We start from the raw sequence: 11,200 nt of genomic DNA, 5'->3' as shown, positions 1-11,200 counted from the left end.
CTCTCAACGAGGTATGGTCAGATCGTGTGACACTCTTCAACCGAAAGGGAAGAGTAACAGGGAAAACAAACTTGACCTAAAACCTTGAAGGAGTCCTCTCTACCCGACGGCACGATGCCTACTAAAACTCTTGCAAAATTAGTTTCATGATGTGTTGCTGACTTAATATTGTGCCACGATCTGACTCGAATTTTTAGTCCTCTACCTATCGTTAGCTTAATTATGCAAGAGGTCCACTCATGCCTGAAATTACACGGCAGAAATATATTCGGGACTTTTGGGGGAGATATAATTGTACAGTTTTGTTATCACAAAAATAGTGAGAATTCCTAGGAAACCACCCATAACATCAAATGATGATTTCCCCAAAGCAAATAGGAGCTAATTTTCGAGGTTTTATGGTTTTTATTCCCTATAAAATCAGTAGTTTTCCCCTAATTTAAGATGTGTGACGGGCAGCAAACAAATCATTGAAGAATACATAATATAAATTGTTGTCTTTAATACAAAAAATAAAAAATCTTGTTATATAATAAACATAATATCTAAGATTTATATTTTCCATTTAAACTTTAATCCCCGACGGGTAAATCGAGGATTTTATTTATCTCTAAGGTTGTCAATAAATCTAGCAAAAACAACAGAATACATAAATCTTTTATGCCTGTTCTAAAGAAGATAAATAGATCCCTTGATTATTGAGTAATTGCCATGATAGAGAAAACATTAAGGTTGCCATATAGATTGAAAGAGAAATCCATAAAAGATGGTTATTTTGGAAATGCCAACCTGCGATCGCAAATGGCGCATATCCGAATAACAACGCTGTAAGGGCTGAATTTCTGAGGATGGCCCCTTCTTTTAAGCCAATAAAATAGCCTTCTAAAATAAAGGCCACCGCCGTTAAGCTCAACAACGGCACAAGACACACTGTAAAGGTATGGATAGATTGACTTACTTCGGTGTGGCTGGTTAAGAGGCCAAAGACCGCCTCAGGAAAGAGAATGGGTAGGATTGCAAATGGCAATGAAATCAACAATCCATGCAATAGGGAGGTATATAGGACAGGCATCATTAAGTCCACTTCTCCTTTGCCCTTGAAATTGCCGATCAGAGTCTGGGTGGTCAGTCCGACGCCATTAACCGTGAATTGGCTAAGGAAAGCGATTTGGAGCAGCAAACCATTCTCTGCCAGAACCGTGGTTCCCAGGGTGGCGCTCAGGTTTGTAAAGATAGCATAGGCAGAAATCAGTGCCACAAACCGGATCAGGATATTCCCCTTCAACATTAAAGTCGACTTGAAGGCAGCCAAGTCCCACACCTTTTTTAGAGCGGCAGGTATGGCTGACCATTGGATGCTGAAGCCCACGGCCACAACGGCCACCGCCAACGCCAGATATTGACTGAGGGCTGTGGCTAACCCTGCTCCCACACTTTCCCACCCCCAACGGTTGATCATTAGATAATCTAATAGAATATTAGAGCCATTGCCCACGAGAGAAATAACCAGCACGATTCGGTTCATTTCCCGTCCCAAGAACCAACCGATCAAGACGAAGTTAAGAAGCACTGCGGGTGCTCCCCAAATACGAGCATTGAAATAATCAATACCGGCGGCCTCGATTTCTGGAGGCCCAAATAAAACGGCAAATCCTAACCGTTGGAGAGGATACTGCAGGAGGAGAATAAGGGCGGCTACTGCGATCGCAACCATGCTACTTCGTAAACCAGCCAGCAGAACGTCTTGATGATTATCTTGCCCTTCTGCTTGGGCTGTAATGGCATTTGTGCTATTGCGAAAAAACTTGAGGATGCGATAGAGATAGTCAAACAGAACGCTTCCTAAAATCACACCGGCTAAATGCCGAATATCTGCCAAGTGCCCTAAAAATGCAGTATCAAAAAGCCCTGCTAGTGGCACCATCATATTGGATAGCGCACTAACAATAGCTAACTGATAGAAACGAGGCAAGAAACTTCTATAACTTGCGGGAATCGACAAGCCCATCATGCACTTTCACTATTTTGTCTGAAATATAGGCTTAGTAGCTAAACACGATTCAAGAGTTAGGCAGACTGTAAGACTGATTTAAATCAGCTTGTTACTGCTATAAATCAGAAAGATATTATGGGAGCAATCTAGTCTGAGTTATCTTTGGCAAGCCTGTAATAGATTATTAATAACATGGTTTTTTATCGCCTTTAAGCAAGCTTAGACCACCCTTAATAGCCTGTTTACCTTTTATTAACCTTGGTTCTATGGGGTGGCTTCACTTACTGACGGGGGAAACGCTTGATGAACAATAACTTTTCTCAGCCATCTGCGCCTAACGCCCTCGTTGCAGGGGCTGTTTAGGAGCGAGCTGCTGTTCGAGAAGCCATAAAAGAATATTGGCTACGATCGCAACCCCACTCACAACTATCGTTCCAGCCCAGATTTTGTCATACCGACCTGCTTGGGCAATTCCTTCAAATAACAACTCCCCCAATCCACCCGCACCAAACTTAGCGGCAACCGTTCCCAAAGCAATCATCACGGTTGTCGCTAATCGAACGCCAGCCAATAAGACAGGGCACATCAAGGGAACTTGGACTTGCCACCAACATTGCCAAGGGGTCATGCCCATCGCCTGGGCCGCTTCCAAAATCGGTGGAGGAACCGATTGCAAGCCAACCACAATACTCCGCACTAATATAACTTGTGCATAGAGGATCATCGCCACAATGGCAGTGATGGCACTGAGTCCAAAAAGGGGAATCAGCAGGATCATTAAAGCCAAGCTAGGGATGGTATAAATGACGCCCAATATCCCCATAATGGGCCGCTGCAACCCAGCAAATCGATACATTATCCAAGCAATAGGAACCGCAATAACCACGGCTACCCCGATTGCAATACCGGTCATTTGCAGATGTTCAAGCAGCAATTCCAGCACAATACCTGGATTCTGGAGGATATAGCTCATTCGGGTTAGTTACTCCACAACCGTACACTCCTGCTGCAACCCAAACTCCCATTGAGCAATGTCTAGACGTTATCTAGGCATCAATCGGTGCTTCAGGGTTGCCTCTGCCTGTTGGAGAGTGGGGGATTCATTGGTTATTAGAGCCATGCCCAGGTCTGATGAAATATAGTTACTTATGCGAAAAAACATATTTCCTGCACCCTCCAATCACCTCTTTGCGTGTTTACTGCCTACCATCTGAAATTATTGGCCTTTAGCCTGATGATCATCGATCATACAGGACGATTATTCTTCCCTCAGGCCCACTTTATGGTGGCAATGGGACGTTCGAGCTTTCCATTGTTTGCCTACTTAGCTGCAATGGGCGAGCAATATTCCACGAATCTGATCGTTTACCTATCGAGGCTGGTGCTATTGGGCCTCCTAACACAGCCTGTTTATGCTCATTTTTCCAGTCTGCTGTTTGAACAGCAATCGCCACTCAATATTCTATTTGGTCTAGCTATGGGAGTTGTAACTCTCCGGTGGATAAGAGCGTTTCACCATCCCTTATTCAAACTGGCTGTTGTTCTCCTATCCTCAGGAATAGCGCTGATAGCGAATATTGAAGGTGGATTAACCACCATACCCACAATTGTTTTGATGTCCACGTTTCAAAATTCTTTTGCCTGGTGGGCCAGTTACACCTTATTCGGACTGGCTGGGGTATGGATTTTGTCATATCCGCCCATCAGTCTATTTCAGTTGTTGGCCCCGCTTATACTGCTTGGCTACAATGGCCGACAGGGCCCAAAGTCCTATCTGTTCTATCTGATTTATCCGCTCCATTTCCTCCTCCTGATTGGCATCAATAGAATCACTCATACCCAAGCGATTTAGCCCAAACAATCTAATAGAGATTGAGACCCCAACCCATGGCCTCACCTAAGGGAAGATAGCTCTGTTGAATCCCTTAAACCTCTCGCGTTACAATTCGCAGCTGATTCGGATCGGTAATGATCCAACCTCGCACCTGATCTGTGGAGAATGATTCTGTTCTGGTTTCCCCCTTATGATCCACTAACCGCTTTAAGGTGGCTTGAGAAGCTTGAATATCCTCTTGACGGCTGCCTTGTAGAATTCGATCAAAGCGGGCTTTGATTAACTCGGGTTCAGTGGTGCTGCGGTCGAAGGTTTCGGCTGTTTGCAGTATCTTGTTCGACTTACATCCGTACATCACTTCTAGGGTCATGCCGGGCGCAATTTGATAATGTTCAAACCAAGGGTCATACCAGGATTGGGCGTCTGCAGCTAGATCGGCATCAGTCGGTTGCCGATAGATAGGCCAGTTGGAGCTGTAAGTATTGATGGGGGAGTACCCCAATTGTGTTTGGACTTGATCAACTTGGGTTTTGGGTTGAACGGCTGATAGGTCAGAAACTCCCACTCCTGCCAAGCTTCGCTTGGGCTTACCGGGTGGCTTTTCTAAGTTGATGACATCCAATTCTTGATCGATGAGCTGACCCAACTCTAGGTGGACTAAATCTGCAATTTTCTGACGGGCTGCTTGAGCCTGAGGAGAGGTCGTTGGCACATTCAATAGGGTGCGAATGGCAACTAGTTTTTCCCCTTGCTTGGAAAAGGTATTCGCAGCAGCAACCAAGGAGGTGCCAGTATCCATATCTGGATTATCGTTGACTTTAACCGCTTGAGAGCTGAAGCTTTGGGAACTGAGTGCGATCGCAAACCCCATTCCACCAGCCAGCAAGGACGTCATCACCGCAGTGGGGGAAACCCCCAACTTCTTTAGCCCCTTGTGAACGGGCGCTGGTTCAGGCTCAGGAAGCTCAGGCGCTGCTCGATCGAGCAAGGTAGGACGTTCATGAATAGAGCGTTCAGAAATCACTGTAGCCGTGACATTTGAATGCTGTAGGGTCAATGCGTCCAGCATTTCCGTTGCCGTACTAAAGCGGTCTTGAGGGCTAAACTCCGTCGCCTTGTTCAAAATGTCAGCTAAATGATCGCTGACGTGGGGCGCATATTGCCGCCACTGAAATTGACCGGTATTGTAATCAGACTCCATCTCTACCGGGAGTTTGGCGGTCAGGGCATAGATTGCAGACATTCCCAGACTATACAGATCGCTGGCATAGACTGTTCGCTGAGCGGCTTGCTCAGGTGCCATAAAGCCTTCTGTACCAATCACCACAGAATCCACAACGCTTCCTGAAAAACTAATGCGGGTTTTGAGGTGTTGCTTCATTGACCCAAAGTCAATCAGTACGGGGCGACTATCCACCTGTCGCAAAATCAGGTTATCTGGCTTAATATCCCGATGGACGACTTTGAAGCCATGCAGATAATCAAGCACCGGCAAGATTCGCAACAGCATCAGTTGGACTTCTTCGGCTGAGAGCTGTCCCAAAGCCCTCACCTTTTCCCCAAGAGTTGGCCCATCTACCCATTCCTGAACCAAGAACAGGCGCCCCTCTTGCTCAAAGTAGCCATACAACTGGGGAATTTGATCATGCTTGAGTTGTTCGAGGACCGTCGCTTCTTCTTTGAATTTTTTGAGTGCGATCGCATAGCAGTCCTGGTTCGGGACCTCAGGCTGTAACTGCTTGACGACACAATGGCGTCGAGACAGCATATGGGTATCTTCTGCCAAATAGGTTGCGCCAAAACCACCTTTGGCCATTTGTTTTAAGATGCGAAAGCGATTATTCAATAGCATGGGAGTTCTCCAGCATAGGCGATTGGGGGTATCGGTCACTGACCACACACCGGCACTGAGTGCAATCCTCAGTACTGTGCAATCTGCCAAAATCCTTGGTTCATCTGCCTTTCCTTTGAGATAGCGGGGTGTGTCTATAAGATATACATTGGCTCGCTTTTCAACTCAGTGACAACCATCAAATCGGCGTGTGATGGTTGTCACTGAGGGATTAATTTTCTTGGCCAAATTACCTGAAAACGCAGATGAAGTTGACAGCTATGAGATCACAGCACCATCAATCGGTGGTCTCAAATATTCTCCTGAGCCGGACAAGCATATTTGTCGGCATCTTAACGTTACCAATGGCTCCTGGCGGGTTGGCGAAACTGACATCAAAGTGCGGGGAAAATAGAAGTACTTGTATTGAGCAGTAGACTCGGATCGCAATACTCTCAATTTTTTACTCACGGCAAGGCGTGATACCAAAGCTGCAAAGCGCTTCCTGACCAAAGCCTTGAATTCTGCCCATACCCATGAATCTCGGGTGATCAATGTGGATTAGAACCCAGCCTATCCTCTAGCCATTGAACAGTTACAGAAAGAGGAATGTATCCCTGAAGGCAAGAAAACTCGGCAGGTGAAGTACCTCAATAATGAGAATTCTTGTACCCGGAAACACGGTTTGCGACACAACCGAAATGTATTTTGGTTGTGACCATTGCGTAATGATGCAGTTAGACTAAGTCTAGAAAATTTCCTTGCCGATAGCATAAATAGATCAGAATGCAGCTCAACGCATGATTAAGTCTAAGTCCACCTTGTATGGATAAAGATCCTTATGGTTAATTTATCTTCCGCCGTCCCTGTCACCGTATTAACTGGATACTTAGGGGCAGGCAAAACGACATTACTCAATCGCATCCTCACTCACGAGCATGGGAAAAAAGTCGCCGTGATTGTCAATGAATTTGGAGCTGTGGGTATCGATAATCAGCTTGTCATTGATGCAGATGAAGAAATCTTTGAGATGAACAATGGCTGTATTTGCTGTACGGTCCGGGGGGATTTGATTCGGATTATTGGGAATTTGATGCGACGGCGCGATCGCTTTGACCACTTGGTGATAGAAACCACTGGTTTGGCCGATCCGGCCCCCGTGATTCAAACCTTTTTTGTGGATGAAGAGATCCAGGCTCAGCTTGATCTAGATGCGGTGGTCACTGTGGTGGATGCCCAGCATGTTGAAACCCATTGGCAGAGCGAGGAAGTCCAGGAACAAATTGCCTTTGCTGATGTGATTCTCCTCAATAAAACCGACTTGGTCCCCCCGGAGAAGCTCACGGAACTGGAGCAAAAAATGCGGGCGATGAATGCAATGGTCAAAATTCACCGCACCCACCAATGTCAAATTGGGATGGATGCCATTCTGGGCGTTAAGGCCTTTGACCTGCAGCGAGCGTTGGAGATTGACCCAGAATTTTTAGGAGAAGATGCTCACGAACATGACGAGTCTGTGTATTCTTACGCCCTGGTCGAACCAGGGGCTGTCAATCTTGACAAGCTGAATACTTGGATGAGTGACCTCCTACAAACCCATGGTCCCAACATTTTTCGGATGAAGGGCATTCTCAATGTCGAGGATGAGGACCGTCGTTTTGTCTTTCAAGGGGTGCATATGATTTTTGAAGGGTCTCCTGATCGTCCCTGGAAATCGTCTGAGACCCGCCAGAACGAAATTGTGTTTATTGGCCGAGATTTAGATGCCATGAATTTAGAAGCCTCTTTCCAAGCCTGTTTAGTGTGAGTACAGCACAGTTTCAGCTACAGACCAAAGAGCAGCTCTCTGACTATGTGCGAGGGTTAGCCTGGTCGGCTGGCCACGCTTTAGTGGCGGTTTCGGCAGCTGGAGAAGTGGTGCTGTTGACTGATGCAGATCGCCCTAACCGACGGCGGGTCGAGTTGCAAGGGGCATGCGATCGCACCTGTGATTGCGTGAGTTTCTCCGCCAATCATCAATTCCTAGCCGTGGGAGGAGAAGCGGGCCTGTTGCAGGTATGGGATCTACATTCAGACGCTCCTAAGCTGATGTTTAAGGAGTCCTATGGGGCCAATTGGATCGAGCAGTTGGCCTGGCATCCAGTGCAGGAGTGGCTGGCGATTCCCGTCAATCGCACGGTGCAAATCTGGGATCTCTCCCATCGAAAACAGGTGGCAACTCTAGATTTTGAAGCGTCCACCGTTCTGGATTTAGCGTGGCATCCTACGGGACAATATTTAGCCGTTAGTGGTCAGGGCGGCGTCAAAGTCTGGGATGTGCAGAAGCTAGAGAGTCCCCCCTTCCAGTTTGAGGTACCAGGGGCGAGCCTGACCTGCCGATGGTCTACGGAGGGACAGTACCTGGCATCTGGCAATCTGGATCGCACCCTTTCCGTTCTGCCATGGGGGCAACCTCCGCCTTGGTTGATGCAGGGATTTCCAGGGAAGGTGAGTGCAATTGCCTGGTCTGATGCCAGTTCCCCACTCTTAGCTGCAGCCTGTGTAGATGGGATTACCGTTTGGCGGCGAAAGGGCAATCAATGGAATAGTCAGGTATTGGCGGAGCATCAGGGATTTGTAAAGGCGATCGCATTTCAGCCTCATTCTCAACTCCTGGCTTCTGGCGGCGACGATGGGGTGCGTCTTTGGTCCCAGGCAAAATCCCTGAGTCAGCATCTCCCAGGGTTAACCTCAGGCACGACTGTTTTAGCCTGGCATCCCTCCGGCACGGTCTTAGCTGGAAGTGGTAAAGACGGCAAAATCGTCCTCTGGCAACGCCGCTCACCCACTAAAGGATTTGGCTAATCTGGCGGTTGAAGGGGTAAACGGATCCGAAAAGACGTACCCATGCCCAAGGTACTTTCAAAGGTGATGGTCCCGTGCAGTAGGTCCACAAACTGTTTGACGATATTAAGCCCCAACCCCGTCCCTGGAATATTGCTGACATTACGGCCCCGATGAAAGGGCTCAAACAGAAACGGTTGATCCGCCTCGGGAATACCTAAGCCGTGATCGGTAATTTGTAGGGTCAGCTGCTGTTTGCGGCGAGCCAGCTTTAGCTCAATCGGCTCGGGGTTGGGAGAATAGCGAATCGCATTCTGCAGGATATTCACCAGAATTGAGCGCAGTACTTGCTCATCCATCTGCACCCATATTTGGGCATGACGACAGGCAAAGTGCAAGACATGATCTGGCGTGGTTGGCTGCAGTTCCTGCAACACCTCGCGACAAAACCCAACCAGTTCCAAAGTCGTGGGAGTGAGGGGCAATTGCTGAGCTTCAATCCGACCGAGCACCAAAATATCATCAGTCATCGCCGCCATCCGATCGGTATTGGCAATAATCGCCTGCAGATACTCCTGCTTTTGGATAGCCGAGAGTTTTTGGTCATAGCGCTCTAGGGATGAAACTGAGAGCGCAATATTATTCAGGGGGTTACGGAATTCGTGACAGACCATTGAAACGAAGCGAGATCGCAACTCACTGAGTTCTTGCAGTTGTTGGTTGGCCTGGAGCAACTCTGCGGTACGTTCTTGGACTTTGAGTTCGAGGGCTTCATTGGTTTGCTGGAGAATTCGCTCTGCCCACTGTCGTTCCGAGACATCTCGAAAGGTAACAACCGCTCCCACAATCTGACCCTGCTCATCCTGCATGGGGGTACTGATATATTCCACGGGGAAAGAGGTGCCATCTTTGCGCCAGAACACTTCATCGGTGACCCGGTGAACGACCCCGTCCTTAAAGGCGGCATAAATTGGACAGGTTTGGCGGGGATAGTGACTGCCGTCGGGATGGGAATGATGCAAGACCCGATGCATGGACTGGCCAATCAGATCCCTCATGTGCCAACCAATCATCTCCGCCGCGGCTGGATTAACAAAGGTGACGTTTCCCTCTAAATCGAGACCATAGATTCCTTCCCCTACAGACTTGAGAATCAGTTCATTTTGCCGTCGTAACTGTTCCAGTTCACGGGCCGTGGGCGGGTGAGCCTTGGGCTCCCAACTGTTATCCATTACACCAAAACCCTCTCCATAAAGCGGTTAACTAACGGTTGTGCGATCGTCAGAAACCACGATCAGGTTGATGGGAGCTGGAGCGATGACCCAGACAATTCTCATTATTGAGGATGAGGCCCAGACTCGCAGGGTGTTCTTTAGCAGTTTGTCCTTCGAAGGGTTTGGTGCCTTAGAGGCCAGCTGTGGCTGGGAAGGGGTAAAGTTGGCTCAAACCCACCATCCGGATCTGATTGTCTGTGACATTATGATGCCAGATATGGATGGCTATCAGGTGTTAACTGAACTGCGACAAGGCGCTGATACGGCGGGCATCCCGTTTATTTTCTTGACGGCAAAGGCGACTATGGCTGAACTGCGCGTTGGCATGAACCTAGGGGCGGATGACTATTTGACCAAACCTTGTACGGTTGGCCAGTTTTTAGATGCGATCACAACTCGTCTGCAGCGCCATACCAACTTCCAACAGCCCTCTCTAGAAGCAGCCCCTCCCACTCGTATTTTTCCTGACTGTCCTCGACTCAATCCTATCTTTCAATTTATTGAAGACCATTATCAGCAACCGATTCAGCTTCAGGACGTCGCCCAGGTGGTTGGCTATTCTCCGGCTTACCTGACCAGCTTGGTCAATAGTCAAACAGGCCGTTCCGTTAAACAGTGGATTATTGAACGCCGGATGGTGCAAGGCCGCCAACTGTTGTCGGATACGGATACCCCCATCAAACAGATTGCGTCTAAAATTGGCTACACCGATGCGGGCTACTTTATTCGTCAATTTCGCCGAATTCATGGGGTTTCTCCTCAGGCATGGCGACAAAGCCAAAAATAATACGAGGAGCCGGAGACCAGATCTACCTCGACGGGTTAACGCCAACCGAAAGAAAGTCCCATCATTGCTAAAGATTTTCCAATGCTTTGGGGATAGGTAGGCTGATAGGATCTGAAGTGAGTACAAAAAATAATCTCTTTAAACAAATTTACTGAACCAAAAAACGCTAATTACTTCTATTTATATTTTTGAGATGTAAAAATAGTTCATATCTTGAAAATAATAGGATAAGTCTAGGTGTAAGACTTCAAGTTAACTCTACAAATGACTGGGTTCTGAATTAGAAGAATAGACTAACTTGGGCTTATTTTCACCTCAAAATCGCGATCTAGAATGGTTGTGTTGAGCGTAAAAGCCTTTTCAGGTAAACTTCTTGTGGCTTTAAGTAGATTTTTATCCGTTTACCCCCGATTTCCCTTTCCATCTGTCTGAACAGCTGTAAAACAGAAAGCCTCGACGATGTCAATGGGGTTTTTGTATTTGCAAAAAACAGGAATACCTAAATTAATTTGTTTTTTGAGAGCCGTATCAAATACTACAAAATCACATTAAAAATCAGGCTTTAATTATTTTCAAATCTAGCAATGCCTATACCCGGAAATTATGGCGGTATCTTCGTTTAATCACTCCGCACAGAAGTGGAATAACCTCACGTCTC

At 47.3% G+C, this 11,200-nt stretch carries 8 protein-coding genes and 1 pseudogene; 5 read left to right on the top strand and 4 right to left on the bottom strand.

Going from position 1 to position 11,200, the window contains the following annotated elements:
* Positions 1 to 658: 658 nt before the first annotated feature.
* Positions 659 to 2,008 carry a guanitoxin biosynthesis MATE family efflux transporter GntT gene (gntT, locus tag Q0991_RS05100; protein WP_299486106.1) on the bottom strand — a complete coding sequence of 450 codons (1,350 nt, stop codon included), beginning with the start codon at positions 2,006 to 2,008 and terminating at the stop codon, positions 659 to 661.
* A 319-nt stretch (positions 2,009 to 2,327) separates the two neighbouring features.
* Positions 2,328 to 2,966, bottom strand: a complete 639-nt coding sequence (locus Q0991_RS05095; protein ID WP_299486104.1) for an ABC transporter permease — start codon at positions 2,964 to 2,966, stop codon at positions 2,328 to 2,330.
* Positions 2,967 to 3,185: 219 nt separating this feature from the next.
* Here Q0991_RS05095 and Q0991_RS05090 point away from each other — a divergent pair, with 219 nt between their 5' ends.
* Positions 3,186 to 3,845: a TraX family protein gene (locus tag Q0991_RS05090; protein WP_299486102.1), complete on the top strand. Its 660-nt coding sequence runs from the start codon at positions 3,186 to 3,188 to the stop codon at positions 3,843 to 3,845.
* 73 nt (positions 3,846 to 3,918) lie between these two features.
* Here Q0991_RS05090 and Q0991_RS05085 read toward each other — a convergent pair whose 3' ends face one another.
* Complete coding sequence (locus Q0991_RS05085; RefSeq protein WP_299486101.1) at positions 3,919 to 5,679, bottom strand: serine/threonine-protein kinase; 1,761 nt, start codon at positions 5,677 to 5,679, stop codon at positions 3,919 to 3,921.
* Positions 5,680 to 5,968: 289 nt separating this feature from the next.
* On the opposite strand from Q0991_RS05085, the pseudogene Q0991_RS05080 reads away from it, so the two are divergent.
* The 3 genes and pseudogenes from Q0991_RS05080 to Q0991_RS05070 all read left to right on the top strand — a co-directional run.
* Positions 5,969 to 6,313, top strand: a pseudogene (locus Q0991_RS05080) (DDE-type integrase/transposase/recombinase); the annotation flags it as partial.
* Positions 6,314 to 6,499: 186 nt separating this feature from the next.
* Positions 6,500 to 7,465 carry a GTP-binding protein gene (locus tag Q0991_RS05075; RefSeq protein ID WP_299486099.1) on the top strand — a complete coding sequence of 322 codons (966 nt, stop codon included), beginning with the start codon at positions 6,500 to 6,502 and terminating at the stop codon, positions 7,463 to 7,465.
* Positions 7,462 to 8,502 (top strand): hypothetical protein, encoded by a 1,041-nt coding sequence (locus tag Q0991_RS05070; protein WP_299486097.1) that lies wholly within the window; start codon positions 7,462 to 7,464, stop codon positions 8,500 to 8,502. Before Q0991_RS05075 ends, Q0991_RS05070 begins: the two co-directional genes overlap by 4 nt.
* Here the strand turns inward: Q0991_RS05070 and Q0991_RS05065 are convergent.
* The gene (locus Q0991_RS05065; RefSeq protein WP_299486095.1) at positions 8,499 to 9,713 is read right to left on the bottom strand and encodes a PAS domain-containing sensor histidine kinase; all 1,215 of its coding nucleotides are present in this window, start codon (positions 9,711 to 9,713) and stop codon (positions 8,499 to 8,501) included. The genes Q0991_RS05070 and Q0991_RS05065 overlap by 4 nt on opposite strands.
* A gap of 85 nt (positions 9,714 to 9,798) precedes the next feature.
* Between Q0991_RS05065 and Q0991_RS05060 the strand changes: the two genes are divergently transcribed.
* Positions 9,799 to 10,542 (top strand): response regulator, encoded by a 744-nt coding sequence (locus tag Q0991_RS05060; protein ID WP_299486093.1) that lies wholly within the window; start codon positions 9,799 to 9,801, stop codon positions 10,540 to 10,542.
* Positions 10,543 to 11,200 lie beyond the last annotated feature (658 nt).

The sequence above is a fragment of the Acaryochloris sp. IP29b_bin.137 genome, assembly GCF_028285745.1.
In the GTDB taxonomy this organism is placed as follows: Bacteria; Cyanobacteriota; Cyanobacteriia; order Thermosynechococcales; family Thermosynechococcaceae; genus Acaryochloris.
Note: the sequence above shows the minus strand (reverse complement) of the source record. Positions and strands in the feature narration are given on the sequence as shown.